Consider the following 20,733-nt stretch of genomic DNA (forward strand, 5'->3'; position numbering starts at 1 on the left):
CCGAATCCTGACAGATGAGCCGTCCGGCCGTGGCGGAGGTAGCGCACTGGCGATTCCGTACCGAATTGGCGGAGGATGGGACGCCCCTCGAAACAGCGTGGAGGAATCCCCATGCAGCACGATCCCGGTGACGTCCGGTGACCGCTCAACTTCTCATCGGACCGGTGCTGCGACGCGTCGACGGCGACCGGGCCACCCTGTGGATGGAGACCAGCGGGCCCGCGCAGGCGCGGGTCGAGGTGGACGGCGCCGGTTCCGGTTCGACCAGGACCTTTGCGGCGTACGGCCACCACTATGCGATCGTCACGATCGACGGCCTCGCTACCGGCTCGGCGAACCCGTACCGTCTGTTCCTCGACGACCGGCAGGTCTGGCCCGAGGCCGACTCGGCATACCCGCCCCCGGTGATCCGGACCCGGGCCGCCGACGACCACGACCAGCCGGTGAACCTGCTCTTCGGCTCCTGCCGCAAGGGCACACCGGAGGCCAGTGGCCGCTGGCTGCCGCCGGACGCGCTGGACGCGTACGCCCGCCGCCTGATGGCCGACCCGCAGGCCCGCCCCGATCTGCTGATGCTCCTCGGCGACCAGGTGTACGCCGACGAGACCTCGGCCCGGATCCGGCGGTTCCTGAAGCGCCGCCGCCGCAACGGCCACGACGGCCCGGAGACCCAGGTGGTCACGTTCGACGAGTACACCAAGCTGTACCTGGAGTCGTGGCGGGACCCGGAGGTGCGCTGGCTGTTCTCCACCGTGCCGAGCGTGATGATCTTCGACGATCACGAGCTGATCGACGACTGGAACACCTCGGCGTCCTGGCGGGCCGACATGGCGAAGCAGCCGTGGTGGCGGGAGCGGATCGCCAGCGGTCTCGCCTCCTACTGGATCTATCAGCACCTGGGCAACCTGAGCCCGGACGAGCTGGCGGCCGACCCGCTCTTTCAGAAGGTGACGTCCACCGACGACGCCACCGAGCTGATGCGCGAGTTCGGCCGCTCGGTCGACGAGCCCGAGTCGGCGGAGAACACCGACGTCCCGTACCAGTGGAGTTTCTCCCTGGATCTGGGCCGCACCCGCCTGGTGGTGCTGGACAACCGGTGCAACCGGGTCCTCACCCCCGGCGCCCGGGCGATGCTGCCGGCCGCCGAGTGGAACTGGTTCATGGACCGCGCCCACGGCGACTACGACCATCTGGTCATCGGGTCGTCGCTGCCGTGGCTGATGCCGCCCGCCATCCATTACCTGGAGGCGTGGAACGAGCGGATCGCCGAGTCCCCGCGGGCCCGGACGGCGGCCTTCGGCGAGAAACTGCGACGGACCTTCGACCTGGAGCACTGGGCGTCGTTCGGCAAGTCGTTCGCGGCGCTGGGCGAGCTGTTCCGGCGGCTCGGCGAGGGACACCAGCGGCAGGGCTCGGAACGGGTCGGCGCCGGCCAGGCGTACCCCGCGCCCGCCTCGATCAGCGTGCTCTCCGGTGATGTGCATCACTCGTACGTCGCACGGGCCGATTTCGGGCCGACCGTGACCACCCCGGTGTACCAGCTGACCTGCTCGCCGATCCACAACGAGGTGCCGCTGCCGCTGCGCCCGCTGATGCGGGTCGCCTGGTGGCCCGGCGTGGTGCAGAGCGCCCGCGCGCTGGCCCGGACCGCGCACGTGCACAAGCCGGCGCTGCGCTGGAAGAAGCTGGCCGGGCCGTACTTCGGCAACGCCATCAGCACCCTCGAGCTGAGCGGCCGGGTGGCCAGCGCCCGCATCGAGGGCACCACCAAGGACGGCGACCTCTTCGACGTGGCCGCCGTCGACTACCACCCCTGAAAACCCAGCGTGTTGATTTCGGGCGCTATGCGCGCCCGAAATCAACACGCTGATCGGTTCACGGCAGGTCGAGGACCTTCCGGAGGTACGGGACGTGCTCGGGCCCGGCCCAGCGGTAACCGCTGAGGCCGGCCGAGCGCGCTCCCCGGATCACCCGGTCGTCGTCGTCGACGAACAGCACGTGCTTGGGCAGCGCGCCGATCGCCAGGCAGGCCTTCTCGAAGAACTCCGGGGCCGGCTTGTGCACCTTCAGGTCCCACGAGTTGATCACCAGGTCGACCTCGCCGGTCAGCCCGAGCGCGTCCAGGTCGCTCGCGAGCAGGTCGGTGCCGTTGGTGGCGAGGCCGACCTTGCGGCCGCCGGCCCGCACCTCACGGACGAACGCGAGGACCTCCGGGTCGGGCTCGCCCCGGTACGCCTGCCACTCGGCGACCGCCGCGGCGGCCTCGTCGATCGGCAGCCGGTCGGCGACCAGCTTCATCCACTCCGCGTGGGTGATCTCCCCGGCCATCGCGGGCTGGTAGACGTCCCACGACATCGACGTCTCCAGCAGCGAGGCCGGCTTGAGGCCGTACTTCACCTCGACCGCGATCATCGGGGCCGGGTCCCAGCGGCGCAGCACGCCGTCCAGGTCGATCAACAGGGCCTGGGCGCGATCGCGCATCTCTGTTACTCCTCCGGGTCGCGGTTGAGACGCTGGCTGATCACCTGGGTGACGCCGGCGCGCATCGTGACGCCGTACAGGGCGTCCGCGACCTCCATCGTGCGTTTCTGGTGCGTGATGATGAGCAGCTGGCTCTTCTCACGAAGCTGTCGGAAGAGGGTAATCAACCGGCCCAGGTTGACGTCGTCGAGGGCCGCCTCCACCTCGTCCATGATGTAGAACGGCGACGGCCGGGCGCGGAAGATGGCGCACAACATCGCCACCGCGGTCAGCGACCGCTCACCACCGGAGAGCAGCGACAGACGCTTGATCTTCTTGCCGGGCGGCCGGGCCTCCACCTCGACGCCGGTGGTGAGCATGTCCTCCGGGTCGGTGAGGATGAGCCGGCCCTCACCGCCCGGGAACAGCACCTGGAAGACGGTCTGGAACTCGCGCGCGGTGTCCTCGAACGCCGACGTGAAGACCTCCAGGATCCGGTCGTCGACGTCCTTGACCACGGTGAGCAGGTCCTTGCGGGTGGCCTTGAGGTCCTCGAGCTGGTCGGAGAGGAACTTGTACCGCTCCTCCAGGGCCGCGAACTCCTCCAGGGCGAGCGGGTTGACCTTGCCGAGCAGGGTCAGGTCGCGTTCCGCCTTGTTGGCCCGTTTCTCCTGGATCGGCCGGTGGTACGGCACCGGGTCGGGGGCCGGCTTGCCGTCCTTCTCGGCCTGCGCCACGTCGGCCTGGGTCGGCGGCACCAGCTGGTCCGGGCCGTACTCGCTGATCAGCGTCTCCACGTCGAGCGAGAAGTCCTCGGCGGCCTTGGCCTCCAGCTGCTCGATGCGCATCCGCTGCTCGGCCCGGGCCATCTCGTCCCGGTGCACCTCGCTGGTGAGCCGTTCCAGCTCGGCCACCAGGCGCTTGGCGGTGGCGCGCACCTCCTGCAGCTCGGCCTCCCGCATGGTCCGCTCGCTGGCGATCTGGTCGCGGCGGTCGGCCGCGGCGGCCAGCGAGACGGCGACGTGTTCGAGGGCGGCGGCGGCGCCGTGCGCGACCGCGCGGGCGATCTCGGCGCCCCGGGCGCGGGCGGCCCGCCGGGCGGCGGCCCGTTCCCGGGCCTGTCGTTCCTGGTTGGCCTGGCGCATCAGCGAATCGGCACGGCCGGCGATGGAGGAGACCCGTTCCTCGGCGGTACGCACCGCCAGCCGGACCTCCATCTCGTTCTGCCGGGCCTGTGGCACGAGCGCGGCGAGCCGGTCCCGTTCCTCGGTCGACGGCTCCTCGTCGATCGGGGTGTCCTCGGCGAGCCGCAGCCGCTCCTCCAGCTCGGCCACCCGCATCAGGTCGGCCTCCCGGGCGGCCTCGGCCTTCTGCCGGGACGCGCCGAGCCGCTCGCTCTCCGCCTTCGCCGAGCGGGCGGCGGCGCCCAGCTCGGCCAGGCGGCGGGCGGCCGCGTTGCGCTCGCCCTCGGCGGCCCGCTTGGCCTGGGCCGCCACGGTCACCGCCTGCTTCAGCTCGGCGACCTCGGCCCGGGCCGCGCCGAGCTGCTCCTTGACCTCGGCGATGGTCTCCTCGGCGACGGCCCGCCGGGCCTTCGCCTCGTCGACCGCCGCCTGCACCTCGATGTAGCTGGTCGCCTTCGCCGAACCACCGGCCGCCGCGTAGGCGCCGAGCACGTCACCTTCCGGCGTGACCGCGCGCAGTTCGGCGTTGGCAGCGATCAGCGCGGCCGCCGCGGCCAGGTCGGGCACCAGCACCACGTCGCGCAGCGCCCGGTTGAGCGCGGGCCGGATCTGCTCCGGGCAGTCGACCACCTCGGGCGCCCAGACCGCGCCGTCCGGCAGCTCCGGGCGCAGGCTCTCCAGCGGGCCGCGCATCCCGGGCCCGGCGGATCCGGCGACCACCAGGTCCGCGCGCCCGGCGTCGGCGATCTTGAGGGTACGCATCGCCTCGATCGCCTCGTCCACGCCGGACAGGGCCACCGCATCGGCCAGCCCGCCCAGCGCCGCCGCCAGCGCCACCTCGTGACCGGGGCGCACGGTCAGCATCGACGCGAGGCTGCCCAGCAGGCCCGGCACCTGCCCGGCCTTCGCCAGCAGCGCGCCGGCGCCGTCCTTGCGCTTGAGGCCCATCGCGAGCGCTTCCTCGCGGGCCTTCCAGCTGGCGGCGTCCTTCTCCGCGGCACGCTCGGTGTCGTTGAGCTCCCGGACCACGGCGGCGGCCCGGTCGTGCGCGGCGACCGCCTCGTCGTGCCGGGCGTCCAGGTCGGCGTTGTCCCGGTCGGCCTCGGTCGACTCGGCCGCGACCAGGTCCACCTCGCCCTGCGCGGCTTCGGCCCGCATCAGCGCGTCCTCGTGCGCCACGGCGAGCCGCTCGATCTCCTCGGCCGCGCTGGTGGTCCGGGCACGGGCCGCGTTCACGTTGCCGACGAGCTTGGCCAGGCCCTCCCGCCGGTCGGCGATCGCCTTGGCCGCCGCCCGCAGCTCGCCCTCGGCCGCGGCCAGCTGACGCTCCAGGTCCTGCCGGTGCTCGACCGCCTCGGCCAGCCGCATCTGGTCCTCGGTGAGCGCCTCGCGCAGCTCCTCCTCCTGCTCGCGGACCCGCTCGGCCTCGGCCTCCAGCATCTCCGGGTCACGGCCGGGCCGCTCGTCGTCCGGAGTCGCCGCCAGGTGCCGCAGCCGCTCGGTGGCCAGCTGCTCGGTCGACCGGAACCGCTCCTGCAGGGTGGACAGCTTGTACCAGGCGTCCTGCGCGGCCTGCAGCAGCGGCGCGTCCTCGGCGTGCGCCAGCTCCAGGTCCGCGAGCATCCGCTGGACCTCGCGGTTCTCCGCCTCGACGTGGCCGCGCCGGTCCCGCATCGCCGACTCGTCGGCGATCTCCTTGTCCAGCGTGGTGCGCAGGGTGTGCAAGTCGTCGGCGAGCAGCCGGAGCCGGGCGTCGCGCAGGTCGGCCTGGATGCCGGCGGCCCGGCGGGCCACCTCGGCCTGCCGGCCCAGCGGTTTGAGCTGCCGCCGCAGCTCGGTCGTCAGGTCGCCGAGACGATTCAGGTTGACCTGCATGGCGTCCAGCTTGCGGATCGCCTTTTCCTTGCGTTTGCGATGTTTCAGTACGCCCGCCGCCTCCTCGATGAACGAGCGGCGGTCCTCGGGTTTCGCGTGCAGCATCGCGTCGAGCCGGCCCTGGCCGACGATGATGTGCATCTCCCGGCCGATGCCGGAGTCGCTGAGCAGCTCCTGGATGTCGAGCAGGCGGCAGGAGTTGCCGTTGATCTCGTACTCGCTGGCGCCGTCCCGGAACATCCGGCGGGTGATCGACACCTCGGTGTAGTCGATCGGCAGAGCGCCGTCGTTGTTGTCGATCGTGAGCGTCACCTCGGCGCGGCCCAGCGGCGCGCGGCCGGACGTGCCCGCGAAGATGACGTCCTCCATCTTGCCGCCGCGCAGCGCCTTGGCGCCCTGCTCGCCGAGAACCCAGGCGATGGCGTCGACGACGTTGGACTTGCCGGAGCCGTTCGGCCCCACCACGCAGGTGATGCCGGGTTCCAGCCGCAACGTGGTGGCGGAGGCGAAGGACTTGAAGCCCTTGACCGTCAGGCTCTTGAGGTGCACGGATCTCCGGGGGTCGGCGGGGACGCCCGCGGCCGCTTTTCACCCGCGGCCCGCGACTGCTGTGGCGTTCAACGGTTCGTCTGCTGGGTGGCAGGCTACCCGCCGAGGGTTTGCCACGGCGGTAATCACGTGGCCAAAAAGCTGCGCGCCGCCACGTGAGTGGAGGCGCGCTTTTTCTTTGGTGCGTCTTCGGTGCGTCTTTGGTGCTCTGTCGTTGCGTCCGAGGGGTGTGTGAACGCCGGCTGGTCTCCCCGCGTCAACTCACCGGCATCCGGGGGGCGGAGCTCAGGTCAGTGCGGGCTCGGTCAGCCGCGCGAACTCGTCTGCCTCCGCGGCCGCCGCCGCGAGACGATCATTCTCCGCCTGCAGGCGGGTGACCTCGAACTCCAGGGACTGGACCCTGGAACGCAGTCGGGTGACCTCGTCGAGGAGGCGCCGGTCGGGCGCCGCACCTACGTGGCCAAAGAGGGCCTTCGCCATCGTGACTCCTTGTGACGCGCTGCGTCTCGTATTGTGATGCGTTGCCGGATAAGCCGGCCAACGTGGCGCCCTTTACGCACCCCGCGGTCCAGTGCGCATGAAACTCGATGCGAACCGACGCACACACACTCACGGGCACGCGTGAGCGCAGAAACCCGCTAACGAATCAACGGGGCTCTGATGGTGCGAGAACTCAGGCCACCGATAAGAGGCATGAGTGGGCGCGACTGGCGACAACTCCATAGTCCGCTGATACCCACGCATCGTCAAGCTGAGGCCATGCCGGTTGTGCGCGCGAGTCAAGTGAATCACGCCACCAGGGCACCCGAGCAGGCCTTATCCATCTTTCGCGGGCATGTCGATCTCGTCAAGAGCAGCCCGTTTTTGCAAGATCTGATACGCGCGCCGGATTCGATCTCGGCGTGTGCCACGCCGCGCGCCACGGACGGAGATCGTCCACCTACCGGCCGTGGCGCGCAGGAGATCGACGACATTCAGCCCTACCGGGTCCGCACGTCGTGTCCTTTCGGGCAAAAACGGGCAAAGACGGCCGACAAATCGGCTTAAAAGGTACGTAATTGTGTCGCCTAGCCGACATGCTCCGGTAACTTCGGCAGGTTGTGTCGTTGCCTCCAGCGTGAATCCGACCCCGTCGCGCGAGCGCATCTGTCTCCTCACCGGCGGCGGGTACCCGTACCGGCGGGACGCCCTCGGTGGTTGGTGCCGGACCCTCGTCGAGGGACTACGCCGGTTCCGATTCGAGTTGCTGACCGTCACGGACCGTGAACTGCCGTCCGCCCCGGCGTACCCGCTCCCGTTCAATGTCGGCTCCGCGCGCGCCGTCGCGCTGGGCCGCGAGACCGCCCGCGCCGAACGCCGCCGCGCCGCCCTGCCCGACGGCGCCGCCGAGGCCGCGGCCCTGCTCTGCCGGGGCCTGCTCGGCGACGACACCCCTGCCGCCTCCCTCTTCGGCGACGGTCTGCGGCGCATCGCCGGGCTCCACCAGCCGGACGACGGCCACCCGGATCCGCTGGCCGCCCTGCCGCTCGCCGACGCGCTGCTGGAGGCCTGGCGGCAGCACACGCCCGGCGGCGCCGACCAGGCCGTGCTGCCCCGGCTCAGCGTGCGGGACGCGCGAACCGCCGCGACCCTGCTGCGGCACGCCATGCGGGCGCTCGCGGTGCCACTGCCCGAAGCCGAGCTCGTGCACTGCGTCGGTGGCACCACACCGCTGCTGGCCGCGCTGGCCGGGCGCTGGCGTACCGGAACCCCGCTCCTGCTCACCGAGGCCCGCGCGGCAGTGACCCGGCAGCGTCCCGCCGAGGACCGGCTCTCCGCAGCCGTACGCGCCGTGCTGCGCCGGTTCCGCACGTCGGTGGCCCGCACCGGGTACGCCGAGGCCGAACTGATCGCCCCGCTCAGCACCTACCACCACGGCTGGGCGCTGGACCACGGGGCACAACCCGCCCGGCTCGTCCCGGTGCCCGCCGGAGTCGACCCGCGGGAGTACCCGGGCGCCGCCGAACCGAGCGAGACACCGACCGTGGTGTGGGCCGGCAGCGGCGGGCCGGACAGCGGGCTGTCCAGCGTGCTCGAGGCGTTCACCGAGGTCGCGGCCGCCCTGCCGGGTGCGGTGCTGCACCTGGTCGGGGTCACCGCCGCCCACGAGGAACACTGCGCCGAACAGATCGAACGCACCGGGCTGGGCCGGGCCGTACGGCTGCACCCGCTGCCCGCCGACCCGCGCGACCGGTACACCGTCGGACAGGTCGTCGCCCACGTGCCGGGGCCGGCCGACCCGCCGTACCGGCTGGTCGAAGCCATGATGTCGGGCCGCGCCGTGGTCGGCGTCGACATCGGGCCGGCCGGGGAGACCCTCGGCGACACCGGCCTCCTGGTGCCTGCCGGCGACCCGTCCGAACTCGCCATCGCCATCGTCGGCCTGCTGAAAGCCCCCGGCCGGCGGCGCGCCCTCGGCGACGCCGCCCGGCAGCGCGCCCTCAACCACTTCACGGTCGACCGGGTGGTGCGGGTGTACGGGGCGCTCTACACCGACCTGGCGGCGCCACCGCCCCCGCGGGCGTTCGAGCTGGCGCTCACCGTCCCCGCCCCACGGATCACGCCACCGGCCACCCTGCGCTGGCTCACCCGGGAGACCACCTCATGACCACCACCGTCACCACCCGTCCCGGGCGACGGCCGGCTCCGCCAGCCGTCCCCCAACCAGGTCACCACACGCCGAAAACCGGCCCCTACGACGGCCCGCGCTCTGCCAGCCGCCGGGGCCAACCGCGAGCCGTCGCTCACCCAGGTCACCGCACCCCGAAAACCAGCCTCCACGACGGCCCGCGCTCCGCCAGCCGCCTAGGCCAACCGCGAGCCGTCGCCCAGCCAGGCCTCACCGCGGCGATGACCCGCCTCGGCGACGGCTCGCGCCCGGATGCTCGCCGGGGCCGGCTCGGCGGCCGTGCGCTCACTCTGCTCGGTGCGGGCGTGTCCACGAAGGAGTACCGATGACGATCACACCTCGTGGCACGGGTGGGTCCACCACACGTACCGCCCGGAACCGGAATCGGCGGCGGCAGAACACGGCGGGTGAACCCCGGCACGCGGCCGACCTGCAGTCCGAGCTGGCGCCGCCACGCCGGCGCAACGGGGGACGGCATGCCGCGCCCGACGAGCCGGGCCCGGTCAGCGGGCGGCCGCAGTCACTCGCCGGCCCGTACGGGCTCGGTGAAACGCCGGCCGGCGAGCAGGGGCTCGGCGACGTCGCGTTCCCGGCGCCGGCGTGGGACCCGTGGGCCACGAACGCCGGGCAGGACCTCCCGTACGCCAGCATCACCGACCCGTGCGAGGCGTCCGGGTTGATCGACGGCCGGGTCTTCGAGGCCCCGGACCGGCCGGGCCCCGGCGCCTGGCCGCTGAGCGGCGGCCACGACGACAGCGGGAACGTCCGGGCGGGCGGTACCGAACCCGGCTGGCTCTCAGGGCTGTCTCCCGCCCCCGGAAACAGCTCTGCGAGCCAGCCGGTCAAGATCGACGAGCTGGGTACGGCGTGGGCGGACGCCCCGGCCTCGACGGAAGCGGCTCCCTCGGCGTGGGCGGACGCGGCGGCTGCGAACACGGTTCCCGCAACGTGGGCGGGCGAATCGGCGAACGCGGCGCCCGCAGCATGGGCGGAAGACCCGGCGGCGGCGAACGCGACATGGGCGGAAGACCCGGCAGCGACGCCCGCGGCATGGGCGGAAGACCCGGCAGCGACGCCCGCGGCATGGACGGAAGACCCGGCAGCGACGCCCGCGGCATGGACGGAGGCCCCAGCGCCGGCGAACGCGACATGGGCGGAGGAACCGGCGGCGGCTGCCACGTGGGCGGAGGGGCCGGCCGTGGCGGACGCGGCTCCCTCGGTGTGGGCGGACGCGCCGGCGTGGGAGGGCGGAGCGGCGCTGGAGGAGGCTCCGCTGGGCTGGGTGGAACGGGAGGCCGGGCCGGAGGAGGAGGTGCAGCCGGGGGATGACGATGCCTCTTCCGGCGAGGGGGGCGCGCGTACGGCGTACCAGAGAGAGGGAAGTGAGAGGGACCACCGCGGAGAGGGACGTCGGCGCAGAGCCGGACGTGCGCATGCGCGGCGTGCTTTTCTGGGGGCGGCTGCCGTACGGTGCGGGCTCTACCTGGGGCCGCTGAGCGCCGCCGTCGCGGGCGCCGGGGCCCTCGGGCGGGTGGCGTGGCCGGTGCCGGCGGTGATGCTGCTGCTGGGCTGGACCGCGGCGCAGGGGCTGACCGGTCTCGGGGTGAGTGTGGCCGGCCGGAGTGGGCCGGCGGTCGCGGCCCGGCTGGTCGGTGCGGGGTTCGCGGGTGTGATCGGGCTGTGGTGTGCGCTGGTGTGGATCGCGCCGGACGCGCTGGTCGGCCCGGATCGGGCGCTGGCCCTGACCGTCGGTGTCGGCGGGCTGCTCACGCTGGGGAGTGTGACGGCGGCGCTGGTGACCCGGGCGGAACGTTCGGTCGCCGGGTGGTACGTGCCGTGCTGGCTGCTCGCCGCCGCGGTGATGGCCGAGGCCGGTGGGGTCGCGGAGGCCGCGCTGGTGCCGGTGGAGACGCTGCTGCCGGCGGCGATCGTGGCGACCGCGGTACGCGCGTTCCGTCCCGCCCTGCTGCCCGGCACCCTGACCGGGGCGTCCGGCCGGACGCCCCGGCTGACCGCCGCGGACCGCCGGCGGGGCGTCGCCTACCTGGTGATCGGCGCGGCGCAGGCGGTCTGTGTGGCGCTGTTGTGGCGGGGTGGCCCGGCCGTGATGCCGCTGCCCGCCGCGCTGCCGCTGCTGCTGGCCGTGCCGCTGCTGGAGGGCCTGATCGGCTGGCACACCGCCCGTCTGGACGCCGGGCTGGACTCGGCGGAGACGCCGGAGGAGTTCGACCGGCACGTCCGTAACGTCACCGCGATCACCCTGGCCGGGCTGCTGCCACCGCTCGCGGCGGGATGCGGCCTGTTGATCGCGGCCTACCGGCTGCCGTACGGGTTCTCGACCGTCCCGGGCGCCCGGGACGCGGTTCTCGCGCTGGCCGCCGGCACCCTGCTCGGCGGGGTGTTCGCGGTCACCTTCCTGCTGGCCGCCCGCTCCCGGCACGGGATCGCCGCGACTCTCGCCGCCATCCCGCCGGGCGCCGCAGCCGTGCTCGCCCTGTTCGCCACACCGGCCGGGCTGCTGCCCGCCGCGGTCGCCGTGCTCGCGGCCACCCATCTCGCCGGCCTGCTCATCGTCGCCCTGACCGCCGCTGATCTTCGGAGGACGCCGTGAAGACCCTGTTCCCCCCGTACGCCCACCCGTCGCCCGAACTGGAACTCGACTCCGAGACGTGGATCGTCCGGGAACGGCCCGGTGACCGCCGTACCCTGCACCAGTCGCTCGGCCGGATCGACCTGGACTGGGGCAGCCGGTCGCTGGCCGACGTGCTCGCCGATGTGGACTCGTGGCGGGCCGACGGGGTCGAGGGCCTGTTCCTGGACCGGGCGCCGGCCGGGTCCGGCGGGGTCGGGCCGGTGGCGCTGACCGTCCGGCTGGCGGCCCGGCGCGGGCTGCACCGGGTGGTGCTGAACCCGGGTGTGCCGACGCATCCGCTGTACCGGGATCTCGGGGTGCGGATCTGCACGTTCGAGGGGCCGTGGTCGGCGTATCAGAGCTGGGACGGTGACGGGGTGCGGCCCGGCGACGGGCACATCGTGTACGGGGTCCCGGCCCCGCTGCTGACCGCCGCGCGCCGGTTGATGGGGCGGCGGGGCGCCGGGTTCGGCCTGGCGACCGACGCCGCGCCCCGCATCACCGCGCACTCCGTCAGCTGACGCCCCGGGGCCGTGGCTGGCACTTGGGGCAGCTGAAACTCGACCGGTTCATGAACTGCTCGCGGCGGATGATCGCCCCGCACCGCCGGCAGGGCTCGTTCTCCCTGCCGTAGGCGTTCAGCGACCGGTCGAAGTAGCCGCTCTCCCCGTTCACGTTGACGTAGAGCTCGTCGAAGCTGGTGCCACCGGCCACGATGGCTTCGGCGAGCACGTCGCGCACGTGCCCGAGCAGCCGCTGCGCGGCCGGCCGGGTGAGCTGGTCGGTGGGCCGGGCGCCGTGCAGCCCCGCCCGCCACAGCGCCTCGTCGGCGTAGATGTTGCCGACCCCGGAGATCAGGGTCTGGTCCAGCAGGGCCCGTTTGACCTCGGTGTGCCGGCCCCGGATCCGGGCGATGAACGCCGTGTCGTCGAAGAGCGGGTCCATCGGGTCGCGGGCGATGTGCGAGATCTCGTCCGGCAGTTCGGCGCCGCCCTCGGAGACCGACAGGCCGCCGAAGGTGCGCTGGTCGACGAAACGCAGCTGCGGCCCGCCGTCGGTGAAGGTGAACCGGACCCGCAGGTGTTTCTCGTCGGGGACGTCGGCCGGCTGCATCAGCAACTGGCCGCTCATCCCCAGGTGGCCGATGATCGCGTCACCGGAGTCGAGCGGCAGCCAGAGGTATTTGCCGCGGCGGGAGACGTCCTGGACGGTACGGCCGGCGAGCACCGCGGAGAAGTGGCCGTCGCCGGGCAGGTGGCGGCGGATCGCACGGGGGTGCAGCACCTCGGCGGCGGCGATGGTGCGGCCGGTCACCCACTTCGCCAGGCCCATCCGGACGGTCTCGACCTCGGGGAGTTCAGGCACCTTCAAACGGTCCTTTACAGCGTGTATGGCCAGACGGTCACCAGGTAGGCGCCGTACCAGAGACCGAACAGCGCCCAGGCGGTGATCGACAGGACCGCGACCCGGGGGCGGGCGCGGGCCGCCGCCACGACGGCGGGCAGCAGCGTCAACAGTACGGGCAGCAGCAGCCGCGGCTTGGAGTGGTAGAAACCGGCCTGGCCGTAGACCAGGATCATCGCGACCACGCCGTACACGACCAGCGGCAGCCAGTGCTTCTGCGCCAGCGCCACCCCGGCCGCCGCCAGGGCCGCGAGCAGGATGAACGCCACGCTGAGCGGGATCCAGCCGTCCCCGGTGCGCAGGGTGTCCCAGAGGAACTCGGCGGTGCTGCTGCCGAAGTCGAACGAGGTGCCCCACCCGGCCGTCTGGATCTTGAACCAGGCGCTCAGGTCACCCACCCGGTAGGCGACCCAGCCCAGGTAGAGCGGGACCCCGGCGAGCGCGGCCGCCGCCGCGGCGAGCGGTTTGAGCTTGTTCTCCTCGTCGCGCAGCGCCATCAGCGCGGCGACCGTGAGGCCGATCGCGGCGGCGGCGCCGGTCGGCCGGCTCAGCGCGGTGGCCAGGCCGAGCAGGCCGGCCGCCCACCACGCCCGGCGATGCGCGGCCACGAACATGCCGGCGACCAGGGCGATGAAGAGGCTTTCCGAGTACGCCATCGACAGCACCACGGAAGCCGGGGCCGTGCAGCAGATCGCGACCAGGGCCCAGCCGGCCCGCTTGCCGTAGAGCGACGAGCCGAGCAGGTGCAGGGCGACACCGGCGCCGATCGAGGCGATCCAGGCGACGCCGATCGCGGCCGTCCCGGGCTCGATCCCGAGCGCCGCGCCGATCCGGATCAGGATCGGGTAGACCGGGAAGAAGGCGAGTTCGTTGCCTTCGAGCTTGCCCTGCGCGTCGTACGTGTAACCGTCCGGATAGCCATCCATGGCGACCCGCAGGAACCAGCCGCCGTCCCAGATCAGCAGCCGGTCCCACACGGTCTTGGGCGGTGCGGTGGCGGTGCCCAGCCAGGCGATCATGAGGAGCTGCACCGCTCGGGTGATCGCCAGGATGCCGACCGCGGTCAGGACACCGTCCCACCGGCCGGCTCTCTCCCACAGGCTCTCCTTGACGGGTGCCTCCACCGCCGTGGTCACTGTTCGTCGGCTTCGGACTGCTCGGTCAGGGTCCGCCAGGCGGCCGCCGCGGCCCGCTGCTCCGCCTGCTTCTTGCTGCGGCCCTCGGAGCCGCCGTACTTCTCCCCGGCCACCACCACCCAGGCGGTGAAGGTCTTCGCGTGGTCCGGGCCGGAGTCCTCGATCTCGTAGTCCGGCACGCCCAGCCCGAGCGCCGCGGTCAGCTCCTGCAGGCTGGTCTTCCAGTCCAGGGCCGCGCCCCGGCCGGCCGACTCGGCCATCAGCGGGTCGAACAGCCGGTGGATCACCTCGCTGGCGATCTCCAGGCCGTGCTCCAGGTAGATCGCGCCGAGCAGGGCCTCCAGTGTGTCGGCCAGGATGCTCGCCTTGTCCCGCCCGCCGGTGGTCTCCTCGCCCTTGCCGAGCAGCAGGTGCGGGCCGAGCCCGGCCGGGCCCAGGTCGCGGGCCACGTCGGCGAGCGCGTGCATGTTCACCACGCTGGCCCGCAGCTTGGCGAGCTGGCCCTCGGGCAGGTCCGGGTGATTGTGGAAGAGCGCCGAGGTGATGACCACGCCGAGCACCGAGTCGCCGAGGAACTCCAGGCGCTCGTTGGTCGGCAGGCCACCGTTCTCGTAGGCGTACGAGCGGTGGGTCAGCGCGCGTTCCAGCAGCTCCGGCTTGAACGGCACACCGAAGGCCTCCTCGAGCGGCTCGGTGGACGGACGGCGGCGCTTGTCAATCATGGGCGATACCTCGCTGGGCTCTCAGCAGATCGGCGATTGCCGCGACCGAGGCGCGGCGATGCAGGTCGGCCGCGAGCGCGATGCCCGCGGCGACATCCGGGCCGGTCGCCGCACCATGGCAGACGACGACCGTGCCGGAGACCCCGAGCAGCAGTGCGGCGCGGGGCGGCAGATCCTTTTCCGGGGTGGGCGGGCCGGTCAGCGCGTACGCCGTCTCCAAGCCCTTGAGCAGTACGTTTCCCGTGAAACCGTCGGTCACCACCACGTCGGCGGCACGGCCGAGCACGACGTCGCCGCCCTCGACCAGTCCGGCGTAGCGGGCGCCGCCGGGCAGCGGCAGGTCGTAGAGCAGCGCGGGCAGCGAGCGGCGCAGGCGATCGCCCTTGCCGGGCTCGGTGCCGATGGTGAGCAGGCCCACACGCGGGGCCGGGATGCGGTGCACGACCGAGGCGTAGGCGGCCCCCAGGCGAGCGTGCCAGGCCAGGGTCTCCGCGTCGGAGTCGACGGCCGAGCCCACGTCGAGCAGGATCACCCGGCCGGCGGCGGTCGGCAGCACGGCGGTGAGCGCGGGACGGCGGACACCGGGCCAGCGGCCCAGTTCGCGGGCGGCGGAGAGAACGGCCACCCGGGTGTCGCCGGCGGAGACGATCGCGTCGGCTCGCCCCTCGGCGACCAGGCGCATCGCGCCGGGCACGGTGCCGGTGGAGGTGATCTCCGTGGTGACCCGGCGACGTTCGGCCGGTTTCAGGGCGGCGACCACCGCGTCGGCGGCCTCGGCCGGGCCGACGAGAGTCAGATGGAGGGACGGATCCGCCCTGCAAGCGCGAAGAGCGCCGTCAACCACGACGGCGGGAGCCTGGTCCCCGCCGAGGAGGTCGACGGCGATCCTCGCGATGCCCGGCTCCCCGACAGATCTCTGTCCGGGAGCCGTGGCACCGGTGGTTCGCCACCGCTCGGGCACGACCCGCCCGAAGATCGGGCGCGTCACGCGGCGTCGTCAGACCTCGAGGACCTGACGGCCGTTGTAGGTGCCGCAGACACCACAGGCGGCGTGCGGCAGCTTCGGCGACTTGCACTGGGAGCAGGCCGCGGTAACCACCGCGGTCGCCTTCCAGTTGGCCCGGCGCGAGCGGGTGTTGCTGCGCGACATCTTGCGCTTGGGGACGGCCACGGTTCCTACTCCTCGTTTTGTGTCAGGTTGCGCAAAGCGGCCCAGCGAGCATCGATCTCCTCATGGCTGTGGTCAGCCGGGAGGTCGTCGAAGTGCACCCCACAATCGGGACACAGTCCTGGGCAGTCCGGGCGGCAGAGCGGGGTGGTCGGCAGCGTCAGCACGACCGCGTCCCGGACCGCCAGCTCCAGGTCTAGCAGGTCGCCCTGCATCCGCCCCACCTCGTCGTCGTCGGTGGTCTCCTCGGTGGTGCTGTCCTCGTACGCGAACAGCTCCGCCAGGGACACCTCGAACGACTTGTCGATCTCGTTGAGGCACCGTCCGCACTCGCCGTGGAGCGAGCCGCTGACGGTGCCGCTGATGTAGACCCCCTCGGACACCGACGTCATGCTCAGATCGAGCGTGAGGTCCGAGCCCTCGGGAACCGAGATCATTTCCAGACCGAGGTCCGCCGGGGCCGGCACCACCCGTTTCAGGGCACGCGTCGCACCAGGCTGCCGTGGGAGCTTCGTCGTGTCGACGACCAGCGGCTTCCTGGGGTCAAGGTGGCTCTGCGGTGACTTGGGCATCGTGATTCCTCAGCCATGGGTAGGCCGACCGAAAACATTACCTGAGCTTGTAGGACGTCGTCGAATCGGGCGTACTTAAAAAGGTAGGGGGCGTTCCGCGTCCTCACCCTGGAACGTGCCGATCTCGCGGAGCGCGTGCATCTTGTCACGCCCCCGCTCGATCGAGGCCAGCGCCCGGGTGAGGAACTGCTCGAAGTTGGCCAGGGCGGTGTCGACGTAGTCGTCGACCTCCTCCCGGAGCCGCTGCGCCTCGGTCCGCGCCTCGGCGATGATCCGTGCGCCCTCGTGCTCGGCCGAGACGGTGATCTCGTTGACCGAGACCAGCCGGGCGTGTTCACTCTCACCCTCGCTGACGATCCGGTCCGCCTCGCGACGGCCGGCCTCCACGATCCGGTCCCGCTCGTCCAGCACGGCGGCGGCCTTGCGCAGCTCGGAGGGAAGCTCGGCGCGCAACTCTTCCAGGCGCTCGACCATCTCGTGCCGGTCGAACATGAAGTTCGTCCGGGACATCGGCACCGAGCGTGCGTCCTGAACCAGCTCGATGAGCTCGTCTATACGGTCGAGCGGATCCACCGGCGCCTCACTCCCGTCGACTAATTCTGCTTCAGCCGGCCCACCAGCCGGGCCAGCACATTGTCCGGCAGGTACGCCGACGCGTCCCCGCCCCACTTCACGACGTCCTTCACGAGGCTGGACGACAGGAACGAGTAAAGCGGATTCGTCGGCATGAACAGGGTCTCCACACCGGAGAGCCCGATGTTCATCTGCGCCATCTGCAACTCGTAGTCGAAGTCGCTGACCGCCCGCAGGCCCTTGACCACCACGGCCGCGCCCTGGTCCCGGCAGAAGTCGACGAGCAGGCCGTGGAAGGAGGCGACGCGCACGTTCGGGTACTGGGCGGTCGCCTCGCCCAGCATCTCCAGGCGCTCCTCGATGGTGAACAGCCCGGACTTCGACTGGTTGATGAGGACTCCGATGATGACCTCGTCGAAGAGCCGGCTGGCCCGTCCCACGATGTCGAGATGCCCGTTGGTGACCGGGTCGAAGGAGCCTGGACACACCGCTCGTCTCATGATCGGCGACCGTACCAAAGAGTGGTCTCCCCATAACGCCGGGTACGGTCCCCAGCTAGACCGTCCACCCAGCTCACCGGCCCACTGCGCTTGGACCGCTCGAAAATCACCACGGCGTCCGGCGCCAGCCAGCCGTTGGCCACCAGCGCCTCCTGCACGGTGTCGATCTCGTCGTCGCCGAGCGCGTACGGCGGATCGGCGAACACCACGTCGTATGGCCCCCCGGCCGGCGGGTCGCTCAGCACCTGGACGACCTTGCCGGTCACCAGCCGGGCGGCCGCACCGACCTTCAGAGCGACGATGTTGTCCCGGATCACCCGGGCGGCCTTCGCGTCCGCCTCGACGAGCAGCGCGTGCTCGGCCCCCCGGGACAGCGCCTCGAGCCCGATCGCGCCGGATCCGGCATAGAGATCGGCGACCCGCGCCCCGGAGAGGTCGGTCATCGTTTCCAGTGCGCTGAAGAAGGCCTCGCGGACCCGGTCCGATGTGGGCCTGGTGTGCGCGCCGGCCGGAGCAGCGAGACGGCGCCCGCCGTGGGCGCCCGCGATAATCCTGGTCATCAGAGGCGACGCTACTTCACCACCCCGGTCCGCCCACCGACGCGTGAACTTTTACCCCGAGATGGGAACTACGCGCGACGATACGCTTCCGTTCCGTAGAGCGAAGATCACAGATCGGCCACAAGAGCATTAGCGGCTGCTGAGACGTTTCTTTGACCATCCGAAATGACTATCGTCGGGCGACGTTGCGGGTGCGTTCTATCGTCCGTTTCCCGCGGCCTACACCGGAAGGCGTCCGGCGGAGCCTCCGTCCACCACCGAGTCTCCGCGTCCTTTCCGTGCAGCCTGTTGATCCCCCTTACACAGGAGTTGGCGTGAACCTGTCCAAGTCCCCGCTCAGCCGCGCGACGGCCCTCGTTGCCGGTTCGCTGATCGGCATGGCCGGCGTCGTGGCCTTCGCCTCGCCCGCCTCGGCCCACCACAGCACGGTCGAAGGCGTCAGCAACTGCGACACCGTCACCGGCCAGTACGTCGTGGACTGGACCGTCAACGGCATCGGCAGCAAGGACCGGCCGAAGTTCCAGTTCAGCAAGGTCGAGCTGCTTCCGGCCGGCACCAAGTTCGAGGAGCCGGTGCTGATCGTCGCCGGCAAGGACCTGGAGAACGGCGTCTACACCGGCAAGCAGCTGGTGCCCGGTAACGCGGAGACCGCCACGCTCACGGTCAAGGCGACCTGGGGCCCGGGCGCCGGCGACGCGAGTGACGTCTCCAAGACGATCACCCTCGGCGGCAAGTGCGAGAAGCCCGCGCCGCCCGCGGACAACCCGAGCACCCCGGCCGACGAGCCGAGCACTCCCGCGGACGAGCCGAGCACCCCGACGGACGAGCCAAGCACCCCGGTGAGCATCCCCGAGGAAGTTCCGGCGGAGCCGATCTTCAACACCACGTGCGACACCATGGAGATCGGTGTCGACAACACCAAGAACACCACCCCGTTCAAGGTGGACTACGAGACCAGCAAGGGCGAGAAGCGCTCGCTGACCATCCCGGCCGGCAAGAAGGGCACCGAGACCTTCAGCGCCACCGAGGGCTTCTCCGTCAAGGTCACCTTCACGGTCGAGTACAAGGGCAAGACCTACACCGAGTCCGGCACCATCCCGTTCGAGAAGCCCGAAGAGGGCTGTGACGGCGGCAACGGCGGCGGCCTGCCCGTCACCGGTGCGGCCGCGGGTGGCGTCGCCGGCGGCGCCGCGGCCCTGCTCGCCATCGGTGCGGGCCTGTTCTTCGTCGCTCGCCGCCGCAAGGTGAAGTTCACCGCCTGACAGCGGTTCGGTAACACAGCACACCAGCACTGACCGGGGGCGCGTCGATCGAGGATCGGCGCGCCCCCGCCCATTCCCCTCATGTTGGAGCACGAATGAAGAAGTTCCCCCGCGCAGCGGCTGTGGTGGCCGCCGCGCTGGTCGGCCTGACCGGTCTCGTCGGCATGTCCTCGCCGGCAAGCGCCACCCCTTCGGCCGGCTGTACGCCCCTCCAGGAAGCCAAGTTCCAGCACACGTTCGACGGCAAGGGCGGCAAGGCCAGCATCGAGGTGCTCAACGGGCCGCTCTGCCAGGACCAGACCTTCTCGCTGGTGTCCTACACCGCCCCCTCGGCCGTGTTCTCCGTGCCGCAGTACGTTCTCGACGTCTCGACGGACAAGTTCGAGGCCCCGAAGGGCGGCGAGCTGACCCGCACCAAGCTGGACTTCGAGGTCGAGGTCCCGAAGTGCTTCACCCAGGTCGACTTCGTCTTCGGCGACAAGATCATCGACCCGCTGACCGACTCCAGCGACCGCTACGGCACCCGTAAGGTCGGTAGCGAGATCGGCAAGAAGATCTACAACTCCACGCCCGCCCCCGGCAATCCCCAGGACGCCTGGTGGAACGGGAACGGTGGCGCCGGCGCCTGTGTGGCCAAGCCGGACGTCGTGGCGCTGCCCGACTGCAAGGGCAACGTCACGCTGAACCTGGTCAACCGGCAGAGCACCCAGAGCGCCCGGTTCGACATCACCGCCGACGGCGGCTTCGCCAAGACCGTCACCCTCGCGGTCCGCGAAGAGCCCGAGACCGTCGTCGTGCCGGCCGCGAACGCCAAGAACATCGTGGTGAAGTCCGGCGGCACCGAGCTGTACCGCGGTGGCTGGACCAAGCCGGAGGACTGCCAGGTCCCCGAGGTCGGCAAGCCCGACGCCAAGGCGACCAGCACCTGTGACGCCCTGACCTTCACGGTGAAGAACCCGGAGAACGGCGAGGCCGTCACCGCCACCTTCACCCCGAACAAGGGCGAGGCCCAGACCATCACCGCGGCTCCGGGTGAGACCAAGACCGTCACCTTCCCGGCCTCCGAAGGCCTCAAGGTCGCCGTCTCCGGTGGCCTCGACGCCCTGAACGGCGAGGTCGTCTGGACCAAGCCGAAGGACTGCGCCACCACGCCGGCCACCACCCCGGCGACCACGCCGGCCACCACCCCGGCCACCGACGGCCCGTCGGAGAACCCGCCGGCGACCCCGACGGAGACCGCCACCACCAGCTCCGCCCCGATCGAGACCACCCCGGTCTCGGGCAACGACGACGACGGTGAGCTCCCGCTGACCGGCGCCGCCGCCGGTTCCATCGCGGGTGGCGCGGCTGTTCTGCTGCTCCTCGGTGTCGGCCTGTTCTTCCTGGCCCGCCGCCGCAAGCTGAACTTCAAGGCCTGATCGCCGTAACACCCAGGAAGGGCGCGCCGGCCGGCGCGCCCTTCCGCGTG

General features: G+C 71.7%; 19 protein-coding genes. 7 read left to right on the plus strand and 12 right to left on the minus strand.

All coding sequences use genetic code 11. The annotated features are described in order from the left end of the window. The first annotated feature begins 137 nt into the window (after positions 1-137). Positions 138-1,817 (plus strand): alkaline phosphatase D family protein, encoded by a 1,680-nt coding sequence (locus tag ACZ3II_RS00185; RefSeq protein ID WP_465515428.1) that lies wholly within the window; start codon positions 138-140, stop codon positions 1,815-1,817. Between the two features lie 58 nt (positions 1,818-1,875). Here ACZ3II_RS00185 and ACZ3II_RS00190 read toward each other — a convergent pair whose 3' ends face one another. The 3 genes from ACZ3II_RS00190 to ACZ3II_RS00200 form a co-directional block, all read right to left on the minus strand. Further along, entirely contained in the window at positions 1,876-2,481 is a 606-nt protein-coding gene (locus ACZ3II_RS00190; RefSeq protein ID WP_465515429.1) for an HAD family hydrolase, read from the minus strand. A gap of 5 nt (positions 2,482-2,486) precedes the next feature. After that, positions 2,487-6,068 carry a chromosome segregation protein SMC gene (smc, locus tag ACZ3II_RS00195; RefSeq protein ID WP_465515430.1) on the minus strand — a complete coding sequence of 1,194 codons (3,582 nt, stop codon included), beginning with the start codon at positions 6,066-6,068 and terminating at the stop codon, positions 2,487-2,489. 285 nt (positions 6,069-6,353) lie between these two features. Beyond that, positions 6,354-6,548: a hypothetical protein gene (locus tag ACZ3II_RS00200; protein ID WP_043532705.1), complete on the minus strand. Its 195-nt coding sequence runs from the start codon at positions 6,546-6,548 to the stop codon at positions 6,354-6,356. Positions 6,549-6,827: 279 nt separating this feature from the next. Here ACZ3II_RS00200 and ACZ3II_RS00205 point away from each other — a divergent pair, with 279 nt between their 5' ends. From ACZ3II_RS00205 to ACZ3II_RS00220, 4 genes are all read left to right on the plus strand, one after another. Beyond that, positions 6,828-7,115: a hypothetical protein gene (locus ACZ3II_RS00205; RefSeq protein WP_465515431.1), complete on the plus strand. Its 288-nt coding sequence runs from the start codon at positions 6,828-6,830 to the stop codon at positions 7,113-7,115. Between the two features lie 70 nt (positions 7,116-7,185). Next, positions 7,186-8,715: a DUF3492 domain-containing protein gene (locus ACZ3II_RS00210; RefSeq protein ID WP_465515432.1), complete on the plus strand. Its 1,530-nt coding sequence runs from the start codon at positions 7,186-7,188 to the stop codon at positions 8,713-8,715. 346 nt (positions 8,716-9,061) lie between these two features. Continuing rightward, a complete protein-coding gene (locus ACZ3II_RS00215) occupies positions 9,062-11,347 on the plus strand; it encodes a hypothetical protein (protein ID WP_465515433.1) in 2,286 nt (761 codons plus the stop codon). Then, the gene (locus ACZ3II_RS00220; RefSeq protein ID WP_465515434.1) at positions 11,344-11,889 is read left to right on the plus strand and encodes a spherulation-specific family 4 protein; all 546 of its coding nucleotides are present in this window, start codon (positions 11,344-11,346) and stop codon (positions 11,887-11,889) included. Before ACZ3II_RS00215 ends, ACZ3II_RS00220 begins: the two co-directional genes overlap by 4 nt. Here ACZ3II_RS00220 and mutM read toward each other — a convergent pair. From mutM to rsmD, 9 genes are all read right to left on the minus strand, one after another. Further along, a complete protein-coding gene (gene mutM / locus ACZ3II_RS00225; protein WP_465515435.1) occupies positions 11,882-12,733 on the minus strand; it encodes a bifunctional DNA-formamidopyrimidine glycosylase/DNA-(apurinic or apyrimidinic site) lyase in 852 nt (283 codons plus the stop codon). The two genes, ACZ3II_RS00220 and mutM, sit on opposite strands and share 8 nt — an antisense overlap. 14 nt (positions 12,734-12,747) lie before the next feature. Next, positions 12,748-13,908 (minus strand): hypothetical protein, encoded by a 1,161-nt coding sequence (locus tag ACZ3II_RS00230; RefSeq protein ID WP_465515436.1) that lies wholly within the window; start codon positions 13,906-13,908, stop codon positions 12,748-12,750. Further along, a complete protein-coding gene (gene rnc, locus ACZ3II_RS00235; RefSeq protein WP_465515437.1) occupies positions 13,905-14,630 on the minus strand; it encodes a ribonuclease III in 726 nt (241 codons plus the stop codon). The genes ACZ3II_RS00230 and rnc overlap by 4 nt, the downstream gene beginning before the upstream one ends. Continuing rightward, a complete protein-coding gene (locus tag ACZ3II_RS00240) occupies positions 14,623-15,591 on the minus strand; it encodes a phosphate acyltransferase PlsX (RefSeq protein ID WP_465516567.1) in 969 nt (322 codons plus the stop codon). Before ACZ3II_RS00240 ends, rnc begins: the two co-directional genes overlap by 8 nt. Before the next feature lie 36 nt (positions 15,592-15,627). Beyond that, positions 15,628-15,801: a 50S ribosomal protein L32 gene (gene rpmF, locus ACZ3II_RS00245; RefSeq protein ID WP_043527495.1), complete on the minus strand. Its 174-nt coding sequence runs from the start codon at positions 15,799-15,801 to the stop codon at positions 15,628-15,630. Between the two features lie 5 nt (positions 15,802-15,806). Beyond that, positions 15,807-16,370, minus strand: a complete 564-nt coding sequence (locus tag ACZ3II_RS00250) for a YceD family protein (protein ID WP_465515438.1) — start codon at positions 16,368-16,370, stop codon at positions 15,807-15,809. A 75-nt stretch (positions 16,371-16,445) separates the two neighbouring features. Further along, positions 16,446-16,943 (minus strand): SPFH domain-containing protein, encoded by a 498-nt coding sequence (locus ACZ3II_RS00255; protein ID WP_043527491.1) that lies wholly within the window; start codon positions 16,941-16,943, stop codon positions 16,446-16,448. A 20-nt stretch (positions 16,944-16,963) separates the two neighbouring features. Then, positions 16,964-17,443 (minus strand): pantetheine-phosphate adenylyltransferase, encoded by a 480-nt coding sequence (gene coaD, locus ACZ3II_RS00260; RefSeq protein WP_043527490.1) that lies wholly within the window; start codon positions 17,441-17,443, stop codon positions 16,964-16,966. Continuing rightward, a complete protein-coding gene (gene rsmD / locus ACZ3II_RS00265; protein ID WP_465515439.1) occupies positions 17,440-18,003 on the minus strand; it encodes a 16S rRNA (guanine(966)-N(2))-methyltransferase RsmD in 564 nt (187 codons plus the stop codon). Before rsmD ends, coaD begins: the two co-directional genes overlap by 4 nt. Positions 18,004-18,317: 314 nt before the next feature. Between rsmD and ACZ3II_RS00270 the strand changes: the two genes are divergently transcribed. Beyond that, positions 18,318-19,265: a hypothetical protein gene (locus tag ACZ3II_RS00270; protein ID WP_465515440.1), complete on the plus strand. Its 948-nt coding sequence runs from the start codon at positions 18,318-18,320 to the stop codon at positions 19,263-19,265. A gap of 95 nt (positions 19,266-19,360) precedes the next feature. Beyond that, entirely contained in the window at positions 19,361-20,683 is a 1,323-nt protein-coding gene (locus ACZ3II_RS00275; RefSeq protein ID WP_465515441.1) for an LPXTG cell wall anchor domain-containing protein, read from the plus strand. Positions 20,684-20,733: the final 50 nt, after the last annotated feature.

This window comes from Actinoplanes sp. NPDC019969 (assembly GCF_055562375.1).